This is a genomic window from Gracilibacillus sp. JCM 18860, assembly GCF_055395245.1.
Map to the genome: position 1 here is coordinate 2,841,037 of NZ_AP043868.1, position 23,215 is coordinate 2,864,251.

Consider the following 23,215-nt stretch of genomic DNA (forward strand, 5'->3'; position numbering starts at 1 on the left):
GAAATAAAAGAAGAAAATAGTTACATAATACAGTTGAACTGTCAAAGAAGAGACTAATACAGATGGGAGTTTACGACGAAATATGAAAAAAGGTTCATTTGTTTTTATTACCTCCTTAGCCATTATGGCTGTACTTGTTATCTTGGGAATCTTAATGCCGGAGTTTATCGAGCATCTTACAAACAAAACCCAAAATTTTATCATTCAATCACTTGGCTGGTATTATTTAATCATCGTATCTGGATTTGTATTGATATGTATTTATCTTTTAGTTAGCCCAATAGGGAGAATTAAACTGGGAAAGCAGGATGAAAAGCCTGAATTTTCACGTCCTTCATGGATTGCCATGCTGTTTAGTGCAGGTATTGGCATTGGGCTAATCTTCTATGGTGCTTATGAACCGATCAGTCACTATGCCATTCAGTCACCAACAGGGGAGTTAGGGACAGATCAGGGGATTAAGGATGCTATACGATTTACTTTCTTTCATTATGGCATACATCCTTGGGCTGTTTATAGTATTGTCGGTTTAGCGATTGCTTACTTTGCTTTTAGAAAAGGTGAAATAAGCTTAATAAGTAAAACATTGCGTCCGCTCATTGGTGATCAGGCTGACGGAATAACTGGGAAAATAATTGATGTTGTCGCTGTTATTGCCACAATTATGGGGGTTGCTACATCGTTAGGATTTGGAGCAATACAAATCAATGGCGGCCTATCCTATTTATTTGATATTCCTCGAGGTTTGACTACGCAAACCATTATTGTTTTTGTTGTAACAGTATTGTTCATGATCTCTGCCATAACTGGTATAGGAAAAGGCATTAAGATTCTAAGTAATGTCAATATGGGCTTTTCTACGCTGCTTTTTTTAGCTGTATTTATTTTTGGTTCTACACTTTTTACTCTAAATTTATTGGTGGATTCAGTGGGAAGTTATTTGCAAAATTTTATTAAAATGAGTTTAAGAATCGCTCCATTAAATGAAAATATTCGTAGTTGGATTAATGATTGGACTATTTTTTACTGGGCTTGGTGGATTGCTTGGTCACCTTTCGTTGGGGTTTTCATTGCACGGGTATCAAAAGGACGTACAATTCGTGAGTTTGTCATTTATGTATTATTAGCCCCTACTATTATTAGTTTTATCTGGTTTACGACATTTGGTAGTGCGGCGATCACTACGGAACTGTCAGGTATTAGCATTTCCTCGCTCTTACCTGAGGAATCCCTTTTTGGTATATTAGAGACCTATCCAGCTGGTATGGCATGGTCTATTTTAACGATTATCATTATTATTACATTCTTTGTCACTTCGGCTGATTCAGGAACGTTCGTATTAGGAATGATGACTTCAAATGGATCTCAAAATCCGAGTAAAAGAATTAAAATGGTTTGGGGAATTTTCCTTTCCCTTACGGCACTTGCACTGATTTACTCTGGTGGCCTGCAAGCACTACAAAATACTATGATTGTAGCAGCATTACCATTTTCCTTAGTGATGATATTAATGGCGGTTAGTTTACTTAAATCATTACAACAAGAAGCAAAGCAATTGGGGATTGGTCGAATTAGATCACTTGAAAAAAAGAAAAAAACCAAAAAATAGGAATGTGATTCGAATTAATTTTCACGTTAAATATTTTCATTCTTGTTTGTCTCATGTAATTGCCTCCTTGGTATGAATGTCATGATAGATATTTAAAAGTCAAGGGGGATTGTTTCAATGCATAGCTATTTCTCCTCTTTCTATCGCTAGATTCCTCATAGAAGTTCCTTTCTAATGAACGAATTCAGCAAACCTGTCTATCGTTTTTGTATATAAAATGTAAGAATTGTTTATTGTTAGCGGTTACATACAGATTTAATCTGATTATAGAGCGATTATGTTAACAACGAAAGGGGGGGAGCCTAATACGCTAATCGTCATCAGGTAGCAGGGATTTTCCTAATGACCGAAATCTTACTATTTCAAAATGGAGGTTTGCTATGAAATCCTTTTTTCCGTTTTTATTATGTTTTGTTGTCTGTCTTACCTTTTTTCCGGTGTTTCAGTCTAATGTCTTTGCTGCGGAGGAAGAAGAGCTCTTGGCTTTTCCGGGTGCAGAAGGATTTGGTCAATATGCAAAAGGAGGCAGAGGGGGAGAAGTATATCATGTTACGAGCTATGATCTTAAAGGTCCTGGAACGTTCCATGATGCACTAACAACCGCTGGTGATACCCCTAGAACGATTGTGTTTGATATAGGTGGCAATATTACGATTCCTCAAATAATTGTTAGGAATAAAGCGAATATTACGATAGCTGGTCAAACCGCACCAGGAGATGGTGTGACAATAAAGGGAAATAACGTTCGTTTTATAGATAGTAATAATATTATTATCCGTTATATGCGTTTTCGCTTAGGTAAAAGTATCTCGGATGATGCTTTATATTTCGAAGATTCTCAAAATGTCATTATTGATCATTCCTCCTTTTCTTGGGGGACAGACGAAAACCTCTCTATTTTAAGTAAAAACTACGAAAACCCTGAATCGAAAAATATAACCGTGCAATGGTCGATCATTTCAGAAGGTCTTTTAACCCATTCAATGGGGGGGCTTATTGAAATGAATACGATCACGATGCATCATAATCTGTATGCCCATAATAATGATCGAAATCCTAAGACGAAAGGGCAAATTGATTTTGTTAATAATGTTGTATACAACTGGGGTGGTTATCCTTATGTGGCTGGAGGAGAATCCGGTACAAAAGGATATGGGAATGTAGAAGGGAATTACTTTATTGCAGGTATAAACTCGGCTAATCCGGAATATGCGGTCGTACGAGGGAACGAAAATTATAGCTTATATCTTCATAATAATCGAATTGATAGTAATAAAAATGGTGTTTTAGATGGTACCGATACTGGAACAGATATGATGGAGGCGGAAAGGCCAAGTGTTATTGTGGAGGATCGATTCGCTTACCCGCTTACAAATGTAGAGGAGCCAGAAGCCGCTTATGAGCATGTTTTAGATTACGCTGGTTCTTCCTTAATAAGAGACAGGGTCGATCAAAAAGTAATCCATGATGTGCGAAACCAAACAGGAGCGATTATAGGACATGAGCAAGATGTTGGTGGTTTTCCTGATTTGGATAAAGGAAAGGCTCTGAAAGATACGGATCAGGACGGGATGCCTGATGAGTGGGAGCTAGCGAAAGGGCTTGATCCGAATAATCCAGCGGATCGCAATGGAGACAAAAATGGGAATGGTTATACGAATTTAGAGGTTTATTTAAATGAATTAGCAAGCTCTGCTTTTCCAGAGGGCTATCCAATGGAACCGCCTGTTTGGGATGAAGATCCTTTCGTTCCACCAGTGGAAGAGCCTGATCCAGAACCAGAGCCAGATGATGAACCACTGCCACTATTAGAAGGGACACTCGCAAAGAATGTAATTGTCCATGATAATAGTGGGAATGGTAAGGAAAATGCAAGTAAATGGTCTGTGGAGAAAAACCTTCAAATAGGAGACCTTGTAGCAGGGGACAGGGATGGTTATCATTTTATCTCTATACCTGATACCTTGCTTGGTGTTGAATGGATTCGGTCTGCTGTTAATTCCAGAAGTGCCTCGAGTGACGATTTGGTTTCCTTTTACTTAGCGGCAGATACGGATGTCTATGTTGCACATGACTCCAGAGTTAGTCCAAAACCAAAGTGGTTATCTGAACATTATGAAAATACTGGGCAAACAATAGTGGATGATCAACCTGTTACTTTTGAGCTTTATAAAAAGAACTACCCTGCAGGATCTCATGTTGTGATGGGGCCAAATAATAACACCAAACGGATGAACTATTTTGTTTTATTAAAGCCGACTGCTCCAGATACCGAACCACCTGATGATATCCCTGCCGATCTGAAAGCAGAGATGAATGGGGAGGACGTTTCACTGAATTGGTCTGCTGTTTCACAAGCGGAGCAGTACCTCATCTACCGCGCTTCATCTAAGGACCCTTCCTTCCGGGCGATTGCAACTACAGAGCAACCTGCTTATCAGGATGATACGGTGGAATTAGGTGTTACCTATCAATATAAGATTTCTGCAATCAATGCGGGAGGAGAGTCTGAGCACTCAGATCAAGCGGAGATTTTCTTCTATGATCCGAACCAACCAAAACCTGCTACGCCTAGTGGCGTTACGATAACAGAAACTAAAAGTATTACCGTAATGCTGGAGTGGCAACAGGTGGAAAATGCTATAAGCTATAGTATTTATAGGTCGACTGATCCTAATGGAGAATTCACGAAGGTAGCAAATTCGACGACACCTTCCTATATGGATAAGCCAGTAGAAGCCTCGACAACTTATTATTATAAGATTTCTACAGCAAGTACTGGAGGAGAATCAGCATTATCAGAAGTGGTATCAACGACCACAGAAGAGGCGATTGAGATTCCGAAGGTGCCAACAGGGTTAACCGCTGGAGAGATTACCACCTCAGCATTTGAGATCAATTGGGAGGACGTTGCAGAAGCAGAAAGCTATAATGTTTATCGTAAAACAAATGAAGACGGAGATTATCGTCAAATTTCGAGTACCGATGAATCTGCTTATATCGACGAAAGTGTGAGTATCAGCGATACAGGCTATAGTTACAAAATAACTGCCGTTAATGAAATGGGTGAATCGAATCTGTCAGAGGCGATAGCCATCAAGATGCCTGTTCCTGGCACGCCAACTGAGTTAAGGGTAACAATGATCGGAAATAATTTTGTTGGGCTTGCCTGGGAGTCAAATGGTGGTGCGAATCAATATAATGTCTATAGAGAAGCAGATGGTGAGGTAAAGTATTTGGGTTATGCAAAAGTAGATACTTTCTATGATCGAACCGCAGAACCAAATGTTACTTATACCTATTACATTAAAGCAGCCAATGCAAGTGGAGAATCGGAAACATCGAATGTGGTAGAAGTAACAACCGGATATCTTACCGTTTTGACTAACCATATGGAAGAATATGTACGAACAGAGGACATTACAGGGACCGCCGTTTCTCAACTAACGAATACATTAAAACAAGTGAAACACCATGTAGAAAGAGGCTCAACAAATCAAGCGCAAAAATTTCTCGCAAAGTTTAGCAAGCAACTAGACAAGGCAGAAGGAAGAGAAAATGTTTCCCCATTAGCCTATGCTTATTTAACACATTATTCAGAAGCGTTGAAAAAACAGCTAAAAAATCTATAGTTTTAGCAAGGAAAGTCCTGTTCAATCGGAAACAGGACTTTTCTTTTGCTTTATTCATCCATTCTCCGTTTTTTCCAGTTTTCTTAAGGTATGCTTTGTTCCCCATTCATGCATGGCCTCTAGAATAGGTTGAAGGCTTTTTCCATAATCTGTTATCGAGTATTCCACTTTAGGTGGAACCTGAGGATAGACGACGCGCTCAATAATATCTTCTTCCTCTAACTCGCGCAATTGCTTTGTCAGCATTTTTTGGGTAATGCCGGGTATACTACGTTTTAACTCATTGAATCGTTGTGTTCCTTCATTTAATAAATGTAATAAAATGAGAGGTTTCCACTTTCCAACTAGTATACTCAAGGCATCCTCTACCCGACATGCTTTTGGATTATATTTCATCTTACATCTCTCCTATTAGTATCTTTTTGTATACTATATATCTTATAAGTGCGTACTTCACGTAAATGGTCATATGCTTCATAATAACATATATAGGAATAAGAGAAGAAAGGTAGTGTATGGCTTTGATGGAAAAATATCGTATAGACCCGAGAAAAGGTTTAGAATTTGGCTTATATACATTAGGTGATCATCTCCCTAATCCTGCAACTGGTGAAAGGATTTCGGCAGCACAACGAATCGAGGAAATCATCGAATTAGCTAAGCTTGCTGAGGATGTAGGCATTGACTTCTTTAGTGTAGGGGAGAGTCATCAGGAATATTTTACGACACAAGCTCACTCCGTTGTTTTGGCGGCAATCGCCCAAGCGACTAAGAAGATCAAGATAGCTAGCTCCTCCACTATTATTAGCACATTAGATCCTGTTCGTGTTTATGAGGATTTTGCGACGATTGATCTTATTTCGAAAGGTCGTGCAGAGATCATCGCAGGAAGAGCATCGCGAGTCGGTAATTTTGAGTTGCTTGGTTATGATTTAAAGGATTATGAAGGTTTATTTGAAGAGAAGCTAGCCCTACTATTACAAATAAATGAAGAAGAAGTAGTGAACTGGAGTGGAGAATTTCGTGCACCGCTTCAAAATGCGAAGGTCCTACCACGACCGGTTAATGGTTCTCTTCCAATTTGGCGAGCGGTTGGAGGGCATCCATCCAGTGCAGTTAAGGCTGGTTATGCAGGAGTACCGATATTCCTAGCAACGCTAGGTGGCCCTGTTTCTATTTTTAAACGGACCATCGATGATTACCGTCATGCTTTACAGGAAGCGGGATTTGACCCGAAGGAATTCCCTGTGGCAACAGCTGGATTTTTCTATTTAGCGGAAACCACGCAACAAGCGCAACGAGAGACTTATCCTTCCATTAATGAAGGAATGCAACATACAAATGGTAGAGGTTATCCGAAGCAGCATTTTGCTCAAGGTGCAGACAAGCGTAATGTGATGAATATTGGTAGTCCACAGGAAGTCATCGAAAAAATTCTGTATCAGCATGAGGTCTATGGTCACCAACGCTATATTGCTCAAATGGATTTTGGTGGCATTCCCTTTGATAAGCTCCGTAAAAATATAGAGCTAGTCGGGAAGGAAGTTTTACCAGCTATTCGAAAGTATACAGTAAAATAAGGGGGGATCATCATGAAAGTAGTAGCATTGTCTGGATCGACAGTAGGTTCAAAGACAAGAACGGCGATAGATTATACGACCAAAAAGATAATAGAATCCTATCCAGAAGTGGAAATAACTTTATTAGATTTAACCGATTATCAGCTGGAATTTAGTGATGGTCGACATTATTTGGACTATACAGGGGATACGAAATATGTAACAGAGAAGGTAATGGAAGCAGATGCACTAATCATTGGAACACCGATTTTTCAAGCGTCGATACCTGGAACATTGAAGAACATTTTTGACTTGTTACCAATCAATGCTTTTCGAGATAAGGTAGTAAGCATGATCGTGACAGCAGGCTCAAGCCGTCACTTTTTGATACCAGAGCAACAAATAAAGCCAATTTTATCCTATATGAAGGCGCAAATTGTGCAAACTTACGTCTATATAGAAGAAGTGGACTTTTACCAAAAGGAAATTATTAATGAGGATATATTATTTCGAATCGATCGCTTGGTGGAAGATACGATTATGTTAACAAAAACGTATCAACAGCTATTACAAGAAAAAGAAGAGCAATACGATTTTTAACGGCATAACCCGCTCGCTTGTCCCATATAGTTAAATGAAGGCGTGAATATGGGAGGAGAAGCGGGTATGTCACGTATCTTAAAAATCGTATTATGGTTAATTGGACTATTTGTATTAATTATATTGATTCAATACCCTATGCAAGATTCAATGGATTCTTGGGAAAGCTGGTCCCTGCCACTTGCAGGAAAAACTATTGTACTTGACCCGGGACATGGTGGTGCTGATGGAGGTGCAGAGGGCTCAGATGAGACACAGGAAAAAGAGATCACGCTGAAGGTATCGAACTTACTGAAGGATTATCTCCAGCAGGCTGGTGCTTCCGTATACTTAACTAGAGAAGGGGACTATGATCTTGCAGATGAAGGGACCAAAGGTTTATCGAGAAGGAAAGCAGAGGATATTCAGCGCCGTGTTCAATTTATTAGTGATAAAAATGCCGATTTTTTCTTAAGCATTCATTTAAATGCACTTGGTGACAGACAGTGGAAGGGTGCCCAGACCTTTTATTACCCGGGAAAAGATCAAAATGAAAAGCTGGCAAAGGCTATTCAAGCAGAAATTATTCGCAACCTAGAAAATACAAATCGTGTAGCTCTTCCTATCCATCAAATTTTTGTTTTGAAATATGCAAAAGCACCTGGTGCGCTTGTTGAGATTGGTTTTTTGTCCAATGAAGAGGAGCTTGGATTACTGAAATCAGATGATTATCAACGTAAGATGGCGGCAAGTATTTATAAAGGGATTTTAAATTACATTACAGGGAAGGAAGAAGAAAATCCATAATGCGTCCTGCTTAGAATTGAAGAAATTTGTGTTATACTAGCAGATAGGAGTACACAAGAATACAATCGAGGTGACCTATTTTGCTTTCGGAACAAAAGGTAAGAGAATTACTGCACAATATGAAGGATCCGTTTTTACATAAAACGTTCAAAGAGACAGATGGTATAGAAGAAATCACGATTAAGCCTGATAAGAATCATGTCAGTGTTAAATTAGCGATTGCGAAAACGAATACAGCAGAGCAGATGCAATTACAGCAAGAGCTTGTAGGGGCATTGAAGAATCTAGGTGCTGCGACAGTTGGATTAAGATTTTCTTCCTTACCAGAGGAAGTGATTAAGAAATATCAACCGACATCTGAGGATAAGCCTGGACTATTAAGTGAAAGCTCTACGACAAAATTTTTAGCGATCGCGAGTGGTAAAGGCGGAGTTGGTAAATCAACCGTAACTGTAAATACAGCTGTTGCTTTGGCGCGATTAGGAAACAAAGTCGGGATTATTGATGCTGATATTTATGGCTTTAGTGTTCCTGATATGATGGGTGTGGAAGAACGTCCGAAATTAAAAGGGAATAAAATTATTCCAGTAGAACGTTTTGGTGTCAAGGTAATGTCGATGGGATTTTTTGTGGAAGATAATTCCCCTGTTATCTGGCGTGGTCCTAGACTAGGGAAAATGCTAGCAAGCTTTTTTAAAGAGGTGGAGTGGGGAGAATTAGATTATTTATTATTAGATCTGCCTCCTGGAACTGGTGATGTGGCACTTGATGTTCACAATATGATACCAAGCTCGAAGGAGATTATTGTAACCACTCCTCATCCAACGGCAGCATTTGTAGCAGCGAGAGCAGGACAAATGGCGATTAATACGGATCATGAGCTGCTTGGTGTTGTGGAAAACATGTCCTTTTACGTGAGTAAGAAAACAGGCGAAAAGGAATATGTCTTTGGAAAAGGTGGAGGAGACAAGCTAGCGGAAGTTTTAGACACAAATGTAATAGGGCGCCTATCACTTCAACAGCCTTATGAAGAAGAAGGAATATTTGCCCCTTCTGTTTATCAGGAGGATCACCCTAATGGTCAAGAATATTTGTCCATTGCTAAGCAAATTATTGAACGTCTATAAATATTTACAAAAGGAGCATGCTCGGGCTGAGGGCATGCTCCCTTTGTTCCTACGCTCCTCCTCCTCCGCCACCTTGGTTGCCTTGTTCTCCCTGTCCGCCTTGCTGTTGCTGTCCACCTCCGGACTCTCCTTGTCCTCCAGATTGGGATTGTCCTCCTTCGCTAGGCTTCATTTCCTTCGCTGCATTTAATAACAATTCAGAGATTTTGGCTTGGAACATAGGGGAGCTGAACATTTCCTCCATAACCTTTTCCAGATGAGAGCGAAACTTTTGTCCTGTCAGAACGGTTAATGTTTGATCTTCCATTTCGGGATTGCTCAGTATTTCGATAAATTTTTTCTGGAATTCTGGATCACTCATTAAGGTCTTCATCACTTTCTCTTGTTGATCTTGTAGAGCGAGTGAAAAGGACTCAACAAATTTTGGATCCTGGAACATCTTTGTCCAGAACTCCTTCCCTTTGTCTGAAGTTAAGGCTTCTTGTACTGTTTGCTGTACTACCTTTGCATCAATGACATAGGTTTTTTGCATATCGTCACTAGATAATACCTCTGTTATGGCTTTTTTTCCTTCATCTGTTTTCAAAATATCAGCCACCATTTTCTTAGTGCCCTCATAATCACCCTCTTCCTTGCCCTGGGTATTGCCACCACCACCGCAGGCGCTAAGGAATAGCAGTGAAAGTATCGTTAGGATAAAAAACTTTGATAAATTCATTAGACCGCTACCTTTCTTTCCATATATCTCAAGTCGTTTTTTGAAATTTCTATGTACTCCTAATATGGGGTCTTTTTAAAATTAATATGTATTATAAAGCGAAAAAAAATAGGGTTCATGGTAAAATATCTAAAGAATAGGAAGTAAAGAATTAGGGGGATTTATTTTGAAAAGTCGTAATGTCGTACGATTGTTTTTTTCTACCTTGCTTTTAGGAGGAATTTCGACATTAATCACAAGTTTCTTTGTAAAAAGTGATGCTTATATTAAGTTCTTAAGCCCTTTCGATTGGTTTGAATTATTGGGTTTGTTGATCTTCTTCTTAGCTTTGGGCTTTGTTTTTAGTTTAGTTAGTCAAATGGGTTTTTTTGCCTATTTAACCGTAAATCAGTTTGCTTTAGGTATCTTTCGTGGATTTTGGCCAACTATACAAATAGGCCTGATTTTGTTTACATTATTTGATTTAGTCTACTTCCGTTATAAATCGGTGGAGGATGGCACGATTACACCATTCTTGTTAACTGCAATCGCGTTGTTGGTTTATAGTATTGTCATCGCTCGAATCAAAGCAAAGGAAACGAACCAAAGGGCTTTTATTCCAGCTTTGTTTTTCATGGTTGTCATTACATCAATAGAGTGGGTTCCGGGACTGAGAACCAATGGAGGAGACTATGCTTGGTTAATGATCGTTCCATTAATTATCTGTAATACATATCAATTATTAATCCTTCACCGACTAACCGAAAAAACAAAAGCTACAAAGGGACGTTAAAAAAACGCATTCGCTTACAATACGAGCGAATGCGTTATTAATTTCATGAGTTTACTTATTACTTTTCAATTCACTTTGAGAACCATCTGCATTGGTAATCAATTGAGAGATCGTCACTATATCAAGATTTTTATTTTTTAACTCTGGTATGATAGCCTCTAAAGCCTTATCTGTTTGTTTGACGGAATCTGATGCATGCAATAAAACAATATCCCCTTTTTCTGTGTTTTTCAGTACATGATCCGTAATGGCTTTTGTACCAGGATTTTTCCAGTCGTTGGGGTTCACGCTCCAATGAATGACTTTCATCCCTTGATTTTCTGCGATCGATAGGATTGCTTTATTAATATGTCCATTAGGTGGACGTAATAAGTAGACATCCTCATAACCGAGCTTTGTAAAAGTTTCCTTTGCTTTAGCTATATCACTTCTTACTTGTTCTTCCTCTTGCTCGAGATACGACTTGTACTGATATCCCAGCATCCCTATTTCATGCTTGTCCTCTGCAATTTTCTCCAGTAGGTCTGGATGACGCTCAGCCCATTCCCCACTAACGAAAAAGGTGGCTAATGCTTCTTTTGCTTTTAATTGCTCCAAGATTGGCTCCACTTGCTCTGTTCCATAGCTAATATTAAACGTTAAAGCAACAGATGCGTGCTTTTTATTCCCAGCACTTAGAGCTTTTGGCTCGTCTTGATTAGAGAAAACGGTAAAGGAATAATTAGATTCTAAAAATAAAAAAAGGGCAACAAAAAAAGCAATTGGCACAATGAAAAGAAGCTTTTTACTTTTTTTCATGTCTACTACATATAATTTTCTCATTTATATCCCCCGATTTTATTAGGCTTGTTCTATATGTATGAGCTTGTTCTTAAAATATGCTGTCTAATAATGTTTATTTTTGAAAAAAAGTAGGAATATATATAGTAATAGAAGGTAGGAGTGAACAATTATGTTGGGATTATTGATAAATGAAAAAGAACAAACGGAATTACAATATGTAATAAAGAGAGAATTAGAAGAATTGTTACTAGACCTAGAAGATCACCGTATCGATCAAATGGTGAAACAAAACATGCATGAAAGGTACAAGGTGCTATTTCAATTATATAGAAGAGTTGCATCTCAAGAAGAGATTCAAAAATATATTCCGAAAAGAATTAAGATAGAATGAGTGAGTCTGGTATGGGAAGTGGCCTTGAAATTTAAATGTTAAGATAAAGATCTTGTTTCTATTACGGAGATACGAGGTCTTTATCTGTTTTTAAAGAGAAATTTCTAAATTAAAAATAATACTTGTTTAGCAGGTCAATATGTGATATATTAAGTCTTGTCGTCAAAATGATGGAACACTTCTTTATCGTAGTTTCGCACTTTTTACATGTCTTATAAAAAGAATAAAAAAAGTTGTTGACAACCATATTGAAGCGTGATATATTATATTTCGTCGCAAAAAACGACATAAGATATTGATCATTGAAAACTGAACAAAACAACCAGTACAAAAAAGTAAGAACATGCTAGCTTTAAGCGAGCTTGATCAACACAAGCACTTCGGTGCATCTATTTTATGGAGAGTTTGATCTTGGCTCAGGACGAACGCTGGCGGCGTGCCTAATACATGCAAGTCGAGCGCGGGAAGCTGACTGAATCCTTCGGGAGGACGTGAGTGGAACGAGCGGCGGACGGGTGAGTAACACGTGGGCAACCTGCCTGTAAGACTGGGATAACTCCGGGAAACCGGGGCTAATACCGGATAGTACTTTAGTTCATAGGAACCGAAGTGGAAAGGTGGCGTAAGCTACCACTTACAGATGGGCCCGCGGTGCATTAGCTAGTTGGTGAGGTAACGGCTCACCAAGGCAACGATGCATAGCCGACCTGAGAGGGTGATCGGCCACACTGGGACTGAGACACGGCCCAGACTCCTACGGGAGGCAGCAGTAGGGAATCTTCCGCAATGGACGAAAGTCTGACGGAGCAACGCCGCGTGAACGAAGAAGGTTTTCGGATCGTAAAGTTCTGTTGTTAGGGAAGAACAAGTACCGTTCGAATAGGGCGGTACCTTGACGGTACCTATCGAGGAAGCCCCGGCTAACTACGTGCCAGCAGCCGCGGTAATACGTAGGGGGCAAGCGTTGTCCGGAATTATTGGGCGTAAAGCGCGCGTAGGCGGTTTCTTAAGTCTGATGTGAAATCTTGCGGCTCAACCGCAAGCGGTCATTGGAAACTGGGGAACTTGAGTACAGAAGAGGAGAGCGGAATTCCACGTGTAGCGGTGAAATGCGTAGAGATGTGGAGGAACACCAGTGGCGAAGGCGGCTCTCTGGTCTGTAACTGACGCTGAGGTGCGAAAGCGTGGGGAGCGAACAGGATTAGATACCCTGGTAGTCCACGCCGTAAACGATGAGTGCTAGGTGTTAGGGGGTTTCCGCCCCTTAGTGCTGCAGTTAACGCATTAAGCACTCCGCCTGGGGAGTACGGCCGCAAGGCTGAAACTCAAAAGAATTGACGGGGGCCCGCACAAGCGGTGGAGCATGTGGTTTAATTCGAAGCAACGCGAAGAACCTTACCAGGTCTTGACATCTTCGGATGTCCCTAGAGATAGGGAGTTCCCTTCGGGGACCGAATGACAGGTGGTGCATGGTTGTCGTCAGCTCGTGTCGTGAGATGTTGGGTTAAGTCCCGCAACGAGCGCAACCCTTGATCTTAGTTGCCAGCATTGAGTTGGGCACTCTAAGGTGACTGCCGGTGACAAACCGGAGGAAGGTGGGGATGACGTCAAATCATCATGCCCCTTATGACCTGGGCTACACACGTGCTACAATGGATGGTACAAAGGGCAGCGAAGCCGTGAGGTGAAGCCAATCCCATAAAACCATTCTCAGTTCGGATTGTAGGCTGCAACTCGCCTACATGAAGCCGGAATCGCTAGTAATCGCGGATCAGCATGCCGCGGTGAATACGTTCCCGGGCCTTGTACACACCGCCCGTCACACCACGAGAGTTGGCAACACCCGAAGTCGGTGGGGTAACCTTTGGAGCCAGCCGCCGAAGGTGGGGCCAATGATTGGGGTGAAGTCGTAACAAGGTAGCCGTATCGGAAGGTGCGGCTGGATCACCTCCTTTCTAAGGATATAAGGAAATGATCTATTAGCGTAGATCATCATAGATTGTACTTGGTTGTTTGGTTCAGTTTTGAGTGATTAATATAACCTCATATTTCATTCACCTTTAGAATGGGCCTGTAGCTCAGCTGGTTAGAGCGCACGCCTGATAAGCGTGAGGTCGGTGGTTCAAGTCCACTCAGGCCCACCATTCTAATCTTGGGGCCTTAGCTCAGCTGGGAGAGCGCCTGCTTTGCACGCAGGAGGTCAGCGGTTCGATCCCGCTAGGCTCCACCATAAAAACATGTACCTTGAAAACTAGATAAGAAGAAATCAGGACGTGAAGGCATCAATAGGCGCCAACACGAAACTGATGACAAGACATCAAATAAAACCAACGACTTTTTCATCTGAAGCATGAGTATAGTTAAGTGAAAAAGGGCGCACGGTGGATGCCTTGGCACTAGGAGCCGAAGAAGGACGGGACAAACACCGATATGTCTCGGGGAGCTGTACGTAAGCATTGATCCGAGAATTTCCGAATGGGGAAACCCTCTACTCGTCATGGAGTAGAACCTCTATCTGAATCCATAGGATAGAGGAGGCAGACCCGGGGAACTGAAACATCTCATTACCCGGAGGAAGAGAAAGCAAACGCGATTTCCCGAGTAGCGGCGAGCGAAACGGAATTAGCCCAAACCAAAAAGCTTGCTTTTTGGGGTTGTAGGACACTCTATACGGAGTTACCAAGAAATACGTTAGACGAATCGATCTGGAAAGGTCAGCCACAGCGGGTAACAGCCCTGTAGTCGAAAGCGTGTTTCCTCCAGAGTGGATCCTGAGTACGGCGGAACACGTGAAATTCCGTCGGAATCCGGGAGGACCATCTCCCAAGGCTAAATACTCCCTAGTGACCGATAGTGAACCAGTACCGTGAGGGAAAGGTGAAAAGCACCCCGGGAGGGGAGTGAAAGAGAACCTGAAACCGTGTGCCTACAAGTAGTCGAAGCCCTTTTATGGGTGACGGCGTACCTTTTGTAGAATGGACCGGCGAGTTACGATCTCCTGCAAGGTTAAGTGGAAGACACGGAGCCGCAGCGAAAGCGAGTCTGAATAGGGCGAGATAGTAGGGGGTCGTAGACCCGAAACCGTGTGATCTACCCATGTCCAGGGTGAAGGTCAGGTAACACTGACTGGAGGCCCGAACCCACGTACGTTGAAAAGTGCGGGGATGAGGTGTGGGTAGGGGTGAAATGCCAATCGAACACGGAGATAGCTGGTTCTCTCCGAAATAGCTTTAGGGCTAGCCTCAAGGGATGTATGTTGGAGGTAGAGCACTGATTGGACTAGGGGCCCTCACCGGGTTACCGAATTCAGTCAAACTCCGAATGCCAATCATATTACCTTGGGAGTCAGACTATGGGTGATAAGGTTCATAGTCGAAAGGGAAACAGCCCAGACCGTCAGCTAAGGTCCCCAAGTATACGTTAAGTGGAAAAGGATGTGGCGTTGCTTAGACAACCAGGATGTTGGCTTAGAAGCAGCCATCATTTAAAGAGTGCGTAATAGCTCACTGGTCGAGTGACGCTGCGCCGAAAATGTACCGGGGCTAAACGTATCACCGAAGCTACGGATTGTTCTACGAACAATGGTAGGAGAGCGTTCTAAGTGCAGTGAAGTCAGACCGTGAGGACTGGTGGAGCGCTTAGAAGTGAGAATGCCGGTATGAGTAGCGAAATAGAAGTGAGAATCTTCTACACCGAATGCCTAAGGTTTCCTGAGGAAGGCTCGTCCGCTCAGGGTTAGTCGGGGCCTAAGCCGAGGCCGAAAGGCGTAGGCGATGGACAACAGGTGGATATTCCTGTACCACCCAATTCCGTTTGAGTGATGGGGGGACGCAGTAGGATAAGGAAAGCGCACGACTGGACGTGTGCGTCGAAGCAGTGAGTGAGTCAGATAGGCAAATCCGTCTGGCAATCACAAGCTGTGATCGGGAGGGAAAATGAGTACCGAAGTTCCGGATTTCACACTGCCAAGAAAAGCCTCTAGCAAGGAAAAGGGTGCCCGTACCGCAAACCGACACAGGTAGGCGAGGAGAGAATCCTAAGGTGATCGGGAGAACTCTCGTTAAGGAACTCGGCAAAATGACCCCGTAACTTCGGGAGAAGGGGTGCTTACTTACGAGTAAGCCGCAGTGAAAAGGCCCAAGCGACTGTTTAGCAAAAACACAGGTCTCTGCGAAGCCGAAAGGCGAAGTATAGGGGCTGACACCTGCCCGGTGCTGGAAGGTTAAGGGGATGCGTTAGCATTAGCGAAGCGTTGAACTGAAGCCCCAGTAAACGGCGGCCGTAACTATAACGGTCCTAAGGTAGCGAAATTCCTTGTCGGGTAAGTTCCGACCCGCACGAAAGGTGCAACGACTTGGGCACTGTCTCAACGAGAGACCCGGTGAAATTATACTATGCGTGAAGATGCGCATTACCCGCGACAGGACGGAAAGACCCCGTGGAGCTTTACTGTAGCCTGATATGGAATGTTTGTACAGCTTGTACAGGATAGGTGGGAGCCTTGGAAACGTGAGCGCTAGCTTACGTGGAGGCGCCGGTGGGATACCACCCTGGCTGTATGAACCTTCTAACCCAGAACCGTGATCCGGTTCGGAGACAGTGTCAGGTGGGCAGTTTGACTGGGGCGGTCGCCTCCTAAAGAGTAACGGAGGCGCCCAAAGGTTCCCTCAGAATGGTTGGAAATCATTCGAAGAGTGTAAAGGCAGAAGGGAGCTTGACTGCGAGACCTACAAGTCGAGCAGGGACGAAAGTCGGGCTTAGTGATCCGGCGGTACCGAATGGAAGGGCCGTCGCTCAACGGATAAAAGCTACCCCGGGGATAACAGGCTTATCTCCCCCAAGAGTCCACATCGACGGGGAGGTTTGGCACCTCGATGTCGGCTCATCGCATCCTGGGGCTGTAGTCGGTCCCAAGGGTTGGGCTGTTCGCCCATTAAAGCGGTACGCGAGCTGGGTTCAGAACGTCGTGAGACAGTTCGGTCCCTATCCGTCGTGGGCGTTGGAAGTTTGAGAGGAGCTGTCCTTAGTACGAGAGGACCGGGATGGACACACCGCTGGTGCACCAGTTGTTCCGCCAGGAGCATCGCTGGGTAGCTACGTGTGGAAGGGATAAGTGCTGAAAGCATCTAAGCATGAAGCCCCCCTCAAGATGAGACTTCCCCACACTTTAAGTGAGTAAGATCCCTCAGAGACGATGAGGTAGATAGGTTCGAGGTGGAAGCATGGTGACATGTGGAGCTGACGAATACTAATCGATCGAGGACTTATCTATACGTTCTTTGGATGAAAAACCGATGGTTTGTCTACTTCTTATCTAGTTTTGATGGTATAGTTTCTCCCATCTTAATAAGGATTAGCTTATATCCACCAAGTCTGGTGGCGATAGCGGAGAGGTCACACCTGTTCCCATACCGAACACAGTAGTTAAGCTCTCCAGCGCCCATGGTAGTTGGGGCTCACGCCCCTGCAAGAGTAGGACGCTGCCAGGCAAAGCTTTGAGAAGCAACAGAAGTAAATGTTTATTCCACAGTAGCTCAGTGGTAGAGCAATCGGCTGTTAACCGATCGGTCGTAGGTTCGAATCCTACCTGTGGAGCCACTTGCTTCCATAGCTCAGTCGGTAGAGCACTTCCATGGTAAGGAAGGGGTCGTCGGTTCAAGTCCGGCTGGAAGCTCTCCTAGATTTACTGGCCCGTTGGTCAAGTGGTTAAGACACCGCCCTTTCACGGCGGTAACACGGGTTCGAATCCCGTACGGGTCACCATAATAACCACAGAAATCATTAGTTATTGCTACTTTATATTAAGGATGGCATGCTAAGATCGCGACGTCCTGTCGCAACGCATGCACTTGCACATCCTGTGCGGCGGAGGATTAGCTCAGCTGGGAGAGCACTTGCCTTACAAGCAAGGGGTCGCAGGTTCGAGCCCTGCATCCTCCACCATGTTATGCCGGTCTAGCTCAATTGGTAGAGCAACTGACTTGTAATCAGTAGGTTGGGGGTTCAAGTCCTCTGGCCGGCACCACTGGAACTAGATCATAATTTTATTTGGAGGGATAGCGAAGTTGGCCAAACGCGGCGGACTGTAAATCCGCTCCCATCGGGTTCGTAGGTTCGAGTCCTACTCCCTCCACCATTTATTATGTATAAATTTAGATCAGGCGTGTATACTATCGATATACGTTTTTTGTTGGGCTATAGCCAAGCGGTAAGGCAACGGTTTTTGGTACCGTCATGCGCTGGTTCGAATCCAGCTAGCCCAGCCATTCTTTTTTCTACATATAAAATTTAGGGTTAAATGCATATAAACTATAACAATTAGAATGAAACTATGGGATAGAAGCCATTAGCTCAGTATGATTGAGGAAGAGAAATATTTTAAAAAGAGCCATTAGCTCAGTTGGTAGAGCAACGAGCAATACTTCTACCGAATAAACTACGAGTAACCCCGAAGCATTAATCATCATCGAATAAACTAGAAGATGCAGGGGTTAACATAATGAACGCTCTTTGAATTAGGGAGAAAATTATTTTAACGAGCCATTAGCTCAGTTGGTAGAGCAACGAGCAATACTTCTACCGAATAAACTACGAGTAACCCCGAAGCATTAATCATCATCGAATAAACTAGAAGATGCAGGGGTTAACATAATGAACGCTCTTTGAATTAGGGAGAAAATTATTTTAACGAGCCATTAGCTCAGTTGGTAGAGCATCTGACTTTTAATCAGAGGGTCGGAGGTTCGAATCCTCCATGGCTCACCATTTTTAGGGGCCTTAGCTCAGCTGGGAGAGCGCCTGCTTTGCACGCAGGAGGTCAGCGGTTCGATCCCGCTAGGCTCCATTTTTATTTTGTCAAAGACGGAAACCGAACTATGATTTTAAAATAGTTCGGTTTTTGCTGTATAATAGAGAATTGCTTCAGTTGTTTTTATCTATATTTTCCTTCCATTCTTCGAATTGCTTAGCCATATCCTTAGCACGAGTCCAGTGTAAATAATGATGTCCCTCTAGTGTGATGACCTTACTGGAATGATGATCATGTAACTGTTCCTTATAAAATGTTTCTAGTGATTTCCTTCCCTGTGACTCTTCTTTCGTTGTGAAAACTAAGACAGGAATTGTAGGTGGAAAAGTCATATTCTTCGTTTTCTGTACATTGTTTCCTATTTGATTAGCTTCTTCAACAATATTTTCATTATAGCCTTTCCAAGCTGAAATGGCTTTTGTCATTTTTAAGTTTTCCTCTGTATATGTTCCTTTTTCCGCTATTGGTAAAAAATCATCTGGATTCACCATTGTAACAAGTCGTCCAATCCCTGTTGGTGCTAAATATTTCATATAGTTAGGCATCGTCGGTGCTGATTCATTAAAATAATCTAGAGCTTGTGGTAAAGTAAAGTCTATTCCTACCACTGATTGAATTTCATCTGGATATTTATTAGCATAATACAAGCTGTAAATCCCAGAAATAGAATGTGGCATCAATATGTACGGACCTTCTATACCTGCTTTTTTTAGAGCAGATCGAATCTCTTCTACAATGTTCTTTACTGTACGCTCTTTGTTAGTACTATCGCTCCAGCCATAACCAAAGCTCTCAATGGATACTACATTGTTTTGCTTTGCCAGCTCGTTAATCAATGGTTCAAAATCTAACACAGGTGCAGCAGTTCCTAGGCCACTAAGTAATACAATCGTATTTTCACCTTTCCCTTTTGTATAGACATGCATATTCTTTCCATCGACCTCTACTAATTCCCCTATTGGACTATACTTATTCTTTTCGTTGAGAGTCATTAGCTGATGTGTTAGAAACCAAACAAAACTTATTGCTGTTAAAAATAAAAGGATATTTCTTGTAAATAGCCAAAATCGATTTTTTCTTTTTTGTGCCATTCCTTGATTCCTCCATTATGATAAATAGTTTAACTAACTGCTTGGTGTAATTTTCCTTCATACACGAATTCTAATTTAGGGATTTGTTGTAAATCATATGGAGTAACCAGCTCTAGAGGCTTGTCAAATGTAATAATCCCAGACTCTTTTAAAATATACGCGACAAACTGAGAACAGAAATAAGCATTTTTTCTCTGGATCGGTTTATTGAGCATCACTCCGAATAAGCCAATTAAATTATAGTGATATGTCTCTTTATTACGGTCGAAATTTGCCAATGCTTGCTTAATTCTTCGTTCCTGTTGCTTGGTTATTGTGTAAGAATAAATAATACAATCAGCAGTTCTGAATAAATTTTCGTTTATTTTTTCTTTGACAAATCCACCATGGAAGGGGTTGCGAGGCTTTTTTCTACCAAAGCTATATGTTTCGTTAAAGTTAGGATCAAGTGCGATCGAAGCATGGTTATAATCTGCTTTCGTATATAAACGAATCGTTCTTGTAAATAGCGTTCCAGTATTGGTGAATAATAAATAAATCTTATTTTGTTTCATCTTTCTTATCTCCTGCAAGCCTTTTTTTACTATTGTATGAAAAAGCCGTAAGAGAAATAAGAAGCTTAAGTTGTAATTTTGATTAGGTCTCTAGGCTTAGATAAAGGCATAAAAAAAGTCTTGCTTTGTAAAAAAGCAAGACTAGACTACGGTTTCTTTTTTGTAACATCCGACATTTGTTGCCATATGGAGCCCTTCGCACTTTCTCCTTCCTCAATTCTTGCAAGTGCCATCTTTGCTTGCATTCTTACCTCGAATTCTGGATCATCTAATGTCTCTTTCAGTGCTGGGATAGCCGTTTCATCACCGAGTTCATATAAAAACATAGCAGCACGCCAACGAACAAGGCGGTTTTTATCAGATAAAGAGTCAATCATTTCCGGCATAGCTTGTTTAAATCCAAGATCAGACAAACAGTCTCCTGCAGTTCTTCGTACATTAACCGCTGGATCCTTTAAAGCTTTATATAAATATGGGAGTACCTCTTCCTCTTCAATCATCCCTAAATAAGCTGTTGCAAGACGCCGGATTGACGCTTTTTCATCATCTAGAGCCTTATTTAATACAGGAAGATCCTTCAAGCTTGGAGACATTCGGTCAAGGGCTGCGTATCTCGCCTTCCAATCTGGATTATCTAACATATCGATGGTAACTTCATGATAAAAAGAGCCCTGACTAGCATCATCGACAAAATGAAGGAGCTCATTCAATCTGTTTTGATCATAGCTTGCACTTAATTCCTCGACAACCTCTAATCCAATTTTGTTAATATCTCCATAACGTGGTGATTGCTCGACCCATTTTCGTTCCTTGAGCATGTCCGAATCAGCAGATGCCTTTAATGCGGCTTCTGTAAATCGATCTGGCAATCCGAAACGTTTCTCTATGTCTCCTTCTTCTAATTTAACCTGCATTGGAATAAAACGAAACATTTGGATAAACACTTGAATTTCTCCGAAGGCATCCGTGGATTGGCTGCTTTTTTGGTTCGTAAAGCTTTCCTCTAAGTCTTCTACTGACCCTAATTTATTTTGAACTTTTGGGAGAATTTCCTCCCAAGCGACTTTTGGATCTCTTTCTAAAGCAATAAAATCAACTACTCGGTAGATCCCCTTGACCCCTTTGACCTCAAAAAGTGCTTGTACATAGGACGGGGCATCCTCTAGCATATCCGTAGCCTTATAGTTCTCTGATTTTCCATCAGGAAGCTTCTCATCAAGGTTTATTTTCATTGAATAGGGACTAGGAGTTGGTTCCATGGAAGTGATCTTCATACTTTTACCTCCTTCAGTTATCACACTAAAAAATATGCCTTAAAGCTATATTCTATCAAATAATGGAAGAATAATTCAATAATCGTACGGATTAGCTAAGATCAAAAATCTATCTTTCTTCCTAATAGTTTACAAAAATTTATTCATTCACCAACAAAAAATACTATTTTCTTGTTATAATACTTTTATTGTCATTTTCAATATATAGGCTAAAAAGTTTTTAATAAAATTGAAACCTTTAGGTGTAGTCTTACGTATAAAGATTAACCGCAAATATGGCGGAGGTATTAGGATGATCGAGGAAAAGATAGTCAAACAAATAAAACTAGTTAAAAAAGGTGATCAAGCTGCCTTTGAGGATGTGGTCTCATTTTATCAAAATAAGGTTTTTGCCATCTGTTTTCGGATGATTGGCAATAAGCATGAGGCAGAAGACTTGGCACAGGAAGCCTTTATAAGAGCCTATATTAATATTCAGTCATATGATGAGAATAGGAAGTTTTCAACATGGCTCTATCGTATCGCGACTAACCTTGCGATAGACCGGATGAGGAAGAAGAAGCCTGATTATTACCTTGATGCAGAAATTAAGGGGACAGAAGGAATGAATTTATATTCCCAAATTCCGGATAATGGTGTATTACCTGAGGATGAAGTGACCAGTCTAGAAACACAAAGCTATATCCAAAAGGAAATTATGCAATTACCTGCGAAATATCGTAGTATAATTGCTTTACGGTTTATAGATGAACTCTCTCTAAAAGAAATTAGTGAAATTCTAGAAATCCCTGTTGGAACAGTAAAAACAAGAATTCATAGAGGGAGAGAAGCTCTGCGCAAGAAGCTTCGACATGTGTAAAGGGGTGTAAAAAATGAGTTGTAATAAGGAAATCATTCAATTAATGCATCAATATTTGGATGGTGACATTTCAGAAGAGAAGGAACAGGAACTACGCTCCCATTTGAGATCATGCGAAGCTTGTCAGGAACATTTCAAAGAATTAAAAAGAACTGTCGCATTGATCACAGCAAATGTGGATATTCAACCATCCTTTGATTTCACCAATAAAGTAATGGCGCAATTACCAAAGGAGAAGAAAAGAACAAGCATTCAGAGATGGTTTAGGGTTCATCCACTATTAACAGCAGCAGCTATCTTCTTTATTTTAATGTCTAGTAGTATTTTTACTATGTGGAACCAGGACCATCAGTTAAGTTATCCAAAGGGTATGAACCTAGTGGTGGAAAATGATACGGTGATCGTTCCTGAAGGTGTAGTAATAGAGGATGACCTCGAAGTGAAGAATGGTAATATTAAAATAGAGGGTAAAGTAAAAGGGGATGTCATCATTATTAATGGTGACAAGCTAAAGGCTTCTGCTGGTGATGTAGCTGGTGAAATCAAGGAGGTTGATCGTGTCTTTGGTTGGTTATGGTATGAAATAAAAGAAATGGCGGAACTAGTATTTAATCTTCCAGATTAAGCTTATGAAGTGATCTTTATCTCATCA

The 23,215-nt window shown here is 41.6% G+C and carries 16 protein-coding genes, 11 tRNA genes and 3 rRNA genes; 24 read left to right on the forward strand and 6 right to left on the reverse strand.

The window, feature by feature from the left end; all coding sequences use genetic code 11:
* Window positions 1-82: 82 nt before the first annotated feature.
* Both ACZ5R4_RS14420 and ACZ5R4_RS14425 read left to right on the forward strand, forming a co-directional pair.
* Complete coding sequence (locus tag ACZ5R4_RS14420) at window positions 83-1,609, forward strand: BCCT family transporter (RefSeq protein ID WP_109985115.1); 1,527 nt, start codon at window positions 83-85, stop codon at window positions 1,607-1,609.
* A gap of 380 nt (window positions 1,610-1,989) precedes the next feature.
* A complete protein-coding gene (locus tag ACZ5R4_RS14425; RefSeq protein ID WP_464367528.1) occupies window positions 1,990-5,241 on the forward strand; it encodes an FIMAH domain-containing protein in 3,252 nt (1,083 codons plus the stop codon).
* A 54-nt stretch (window positions 5,242-5,295) separates the two neighbouring features.
* Here ACZ5R4_RS14425 and ACZ5R4_RS14430 read toward each other — a convergent pair whose 3' ends face one another.
* A complete protein-coding gene (locus tag ACZ5R4_RS14430; protein WP_109985113.1) occupies window positions 5,296-5,637 on the reverse strand; it encodes a winged helix-turn-helix transcriptional regulator in 342 nt (113 codons plus the stop codon).
* A gap of 128 nt (window positions 5,638-5,765) precedes the next feature.
* Here ACZ5R4_RS14430 and ACZ5R4_RS14435 point away from each other — a divergent pair, with 128 nt between their 5' ends.
* From ACZ5R4_RS14435 to ACZ5R4_RS14450, 4 genes are all read left to right on the forward strand, one after another.
* Complete coding sequence (locus ACZ5R4_RS14435; protein ID WP_109985156.1) at window positions 5,766-6,821, forward strand: LLM class flavin-dependent oxidoreductase; 1,056 nt, start codon at window positions 5,766-5,768, stop codon at window positions 6,819-6,821.
* A gap of 12 nt (window positions 6,822-6,833) precedes the next feature.
* Window positions 6,834-7,400 (forward strand): NADPH-dependent FMN reductase, encoded by a 567-nt coding sequence (locus ACZ5R4_RS14440; protein ID WP_054787886.1) that lies wholly within the window; start codon window positions 6,834-6,836, stop codon window positions 7,398-7,400.
* Window positions 7,401-7,466: 66 nt separating this feature from the next.
* Window positions 7,467-8,186 carry an N-acetylmuramoyl-L-alanine amidase CwlD gene (cwlD, locus tag ACZ5R4_RS14445; RefSeq protein ID WP_054861666.1) on the forward strand — a complete coding sequence of 240 codons (720 nt, stop codon included), beginning with the start codon at window positions 7,467-7,469 and terminating at the stop codon, window positions 8,184-8,186.
* An 80-nt stretch (window positions 8,187-8,266) separates the two neighbouring features.
* A complete protein-coding gene (locus ACZ5R4_RS14450) occupies window positions 8,267-9,313 on the forward strand; it encodes an Mrp/NBP35 family ATP-binding protein (RefSeq protein ID WP_054787885.1) in 1,047 nt (348 codons plus the stop codon).
* Window positions 9,314-9,362: 49 nt separating this feature from the next.
* Here the strand turns inward: ACZ5R4_RS14450 and gerD are convergent, their stop codons facing one another.
* Window positions 9,363-10,031, reverse strand: coding sequence for a spore germination lipoprotein GerD (gene gerD, locus ACZ5R4_RS14455; RefSeq protein ID WP_109985112.1), 669 nt, complete (start codon window positions 10,029-10,031; stop codon window positions 9,363-9,365).
* A 166-nt stretch (window positions 10,032-10,197) separates the two neighbouring features.
* Here gerD and ACZ5R4_RS14460 point away from each other — a divergent pair, with 166 nt between their 5' ends.
* Complete coding sequence (locus ACZ5R4_RS14460) at window positions 10,198-10,803, forward strand: KinB-signaling pathway activation protein (protein WP_054861668.1); 606 nt, start codon at window positions 10,198-10,200, stop codon at window positions 10,801-10,803.
* 51 nt (window positions 10,804-10,854) lie between these two features.
* Here the strand turns inward: ACZ5R4_RS14460 and pdaB are convergent, their stop codons facing one another.
* The gene (gene pdaB / locus ACZ5R4_RS14465) at window positions 10,855-11,625 is read right to left on the reverse strand and encodes a polysaccharide deacetylase family sporulation protein PdaB (protein ID WP_109985110.1); all 771 of its coding nucleotides are present in this window, start codon (window positions 11,623-11,625) and stop codon (window positions 10,855-10,857) included.
* A 130-nt stretch (window positions 11,626-11,755) separates the two neighbouring features.
* Between pdaB and ACZ5R4_RS14470 the strand changes: the two genes are divergently transcribed.
* From ACZ5R4_RS14470 to ACZ5R4_RS14540, 15 genes are all read left to right on the forward strand, one after another.
* Complete coding sequence (locus tag ACZ5R4_RS14470; RefSeq protein WP_054787884.1) at window positions 11,756-11,977, forward strand: hypothetical protein; 222 nt, start codon at window positions 11,756-11,758, stop codon at window positions 11,975-11,977.
* 393 nt (window positions 11,978-12,370) lie between these two features.
* A 16S ribosomal RNA gene (locus ACZ5R4_RS14475) occupies window positions 12,371-13,932 on the forward strand.
* A gap of 112 nt (window positions 13,933-14,044) precedes the next feature.
* Window positions 14,045-14,121: transfer RNA gene (locus ACZ5R4_RS14480), tRNA-Ile, on the forward strand.
* Window positions 14,122-14,131: 10 nt separating this feature from the next.
* A tRNA-Ala gene (locus ACZ5R4_RS14485) sits at window positions 14,132-14,207 on the forward strand.
* Between the two features lie 128 nt (window positions 14,208-14,335).
* Window positions 14,336-17,249: ribosomal RNA gene (locus ACZ5R4_RS14490) — 23S ribosomal RNA — on the forward strand.
* Between the two features lie 100 nt (window positions 17,250-17,349).
* Window positions 17,350-17,466 (forward strand): 5S ribosomal RNA (gene rrf, locus ACZ5R4_RS14495).
* The 16S, 23S and 5S rRNA genes sit together here with 11 tRNA genes alongside, the layout of an rRNA operon.
* Window positions 17,467-17,500: 34 nt before the next feature.
* A tRNA-Asn gene (locus tag ACZ5R4_RS14500) sits at window positions 17,501-17,575 on the forward strand.
* Window positions 17,576-17,578: 3 nt separating this feature from the next.
* Window positions 17,579-17,651: transfer RNA gene (locus tag ACZ5R4_RS14505), tRNA-Thr, on the forward strand.
* Window positions 17,652-17,665: 14 nt separating this feature from the next.
* Window positions 17,666-17,740, forward strand: a tRNA-Glu gene (locus ACZ5R4_RS14510).
* A 104-nt stretch (window positions 17,741-17,844) separates the two neighbouring features.
* Window positions 17,845-17,920, forward strand: a tRNA-Val gene (locus tag ACZ5R4_RS14515).
* Window positions 17,921-17,926: 6 nt separating this feature from the next.
* Window positions 17,927-18,002 (forward strand) — tRNA-Thr (locus ACZ5R4_RS14520).
* Between the two features lie 25 nt (window positions 18,003-18,027).
* Window positions 18,028-18,113 (forward strand) — tRNA-Tyr (locus ACZ5R4_RS14525).
* 55 nt (window positions 18,114-18,168) lie between these two features.
* A tRNA-Gln gene (locus ACZ5R4_RS14530) sits at window positions 18,169-18,243 on the forward strand.
* 423 nt (window positions 18,244-18,666) lie between these two features.
* Window positions 18,667-18,742 (forward strand) — tRNA-Lys (locus tag ACZ5R4_RS14535).
* A gap of 6 nt (window positions 18,743-18,748) precedes the next feature.
* Window positions 18,749-18,821, forward strand: a tRNA-Ala gene (locus ACZ5R4_RS14540).
* Window positions 18,822-18,898: 77 nt separating this feature from the next.
* On the opposite strand, the gene ACZ5R4_RS14545 is transcribed toward ACZ5R4_RS14540, so the two are convergent.
* The 3 genes from ACZ5R4_RS14545 to ACZ5R4_RS14555 all read right to left on the reverse strand — a co-directional run bounded on the left by ACZ5R4_RS14545 (window position 18,899) and on the right by ACZ5R4_RS14555 (window position 21,704).
* Window positions 18,899-19,876 carry an alpha/beta fold hydrolase gene (locus ACZ5R4_RS14545; RefSeq protein WP_109982977.1) on the reverse strand — a complete coding sequence of 326 codons (978 nt, stop codon included), beginning with the start codon at window positions 19,874-19,876 and terminating at the stop codon, window positions 18,899-18,901.
* 29 nt (window positions 19,877-19,905) lie between these two features.
* Complete coding sequence (locus tag ACZ5R4_RS14550) at window positions 19,906-20,430, reverse strand: hypothetical protein (RefSeq protein ID WP_109982976.1); 525 nt, start codon at window positions 20,428-20,430, stop codon at window positions 19,906-19,908.
* A gap of 146 nt (window positions 20,431-20,576) precedes the next feature.
* Complete coding sequence (locus ACZ5R4_RS14555; protein WP_464367529.1) at window positions 20,577-21,704, reverse strand: conserved virulence factor C family protein; 1,128 nt, start codon at window positions 21,702-21,704, stop codon at window positions 20,577-20,579.
* Window positions 21,705-21,999: 295 nt separating this feature from the next.
* Between ACZ5R4_RS14555 and sigW the strand changes: the two genes are divergently transcribed.
* Entirely contained in the window at window positions 22,000-22,563 is a 564-nt protein-coding gene (gene sigW / locus ACZ5R4_RS14560; RefSeq protein ID WP_054789150.1) for an RNA polymerase sigma factor SigW, read from the forward strand.
* Between the two features lie 13 nt (window positions 22,564-22,576).
* Complete coding sequence (locus ACZ5R4_RS14565; RefSeq protein WP_054860501.1) at window positions 22,577-23,188, forward strand: anti-sigma factor family protein; 612 nt, start codon at window positions 22,577-22,579, stop codon at window positions 23,186-23,188.
* The last annotated feature ends 27 nt before the right edge of the window (window positions 23,189-23,215 follow it).

Excerpts from the sequence above, each read along its gene's own strand:
- ACZ5R4_RS14435 (WP_109985156.1), top strand. The coding sequence starts at position 5,766 with ATGGAAAAATATCGTATAGACCCGAGAAAAGGTTTAGAATTTGGCTTA.
- ACZ5R4_RS14565 (WP_054860501.1), top strand. The coding sequence starts at position 22,577 with ATGAGTTGTAATAAGGAAATCATTCAATTAATGCATCAATATTTGGAT.
- ACZ5R4_RS14555 (WP_464367529.1), bottom strand. The coding sequence starts at position 21,704 with ATGAAGATCACTTCCATGGAACCAACTCCTAGTCCCTATTCAATGAAA.
- ACZ5R4_RS14545 (WP_109982977.1), bottom strand. The coding sequence starts at position 19,876 with ATGGCACAAAAAAGAAAAAATCGATTTTGGCTATTTACAAGAAATATC.
- ACZ5R4_RS14550 (WP_109982976.1), bottom strand. The coding sequence starts at position 20,430 with ATGAAACAAAATAAGATTTATTTATTATTCACCAATACTGGAACGCTA.
- gerD (WP_109985112.1), bottom strand. The coding sequence starts at position 10,031 with ATGAATTTATCAAAGTTTTTTATCCTAACGATACTTTCACTGCTATTC.
- cwlD (WP_054861666.1), top strand. The coding sequence starts at position 7,467 with ATGTCACGTATCTTAAAAATCGTATTATGGTTAATTGGACTATTTGTA.
- ACZ5R4_RS14440 (WP_054787886.1), top strand. The coding sequence starts at position 6,834 with ATGAAAGTAGTAGCATTGTCTGGATCGACAGTAGGTTCAAAGACAAGA.
- ACZ5R4_RS14430 (WP_109985113.1), bottom strand. The coding sequence starts at position 5,637 with ATGAAATATAATCCAAAAGCATGTCGGGTAGAGGATGCCTTGAGTATA.
- ACZ5R4_RS14425 (WP_464367528.1), top strand. The coding sequence starts at position 1,990 with ATGAAATCCTTTTTTCCGTTTTTATTATGTTTTGTTGTCTGTCTTACC.
- pdaB (WP_109985110.1), bottom strand. The coding sequence starts at position 11,625 with ATGAGAAAATTATATGTAGTAGACATGAAAAAAAGTAAAAAGCTTCTT.
- ACZ5R4_RS14420 (WP_109985115.1), top strand. The coding sequence starts at position 83 with ATGAAAAAAGGTTCATTTGTTTTTATTACCTCCTTAGCCATTATGGCT.
- ACZ5R4_RS14470 (WP_054787884.1), top strand. The coding sequence starts at position 11,756 with ATGTTGGGATTATTGATAAATGAAAAAGAACAAACGGAATTACAATAT.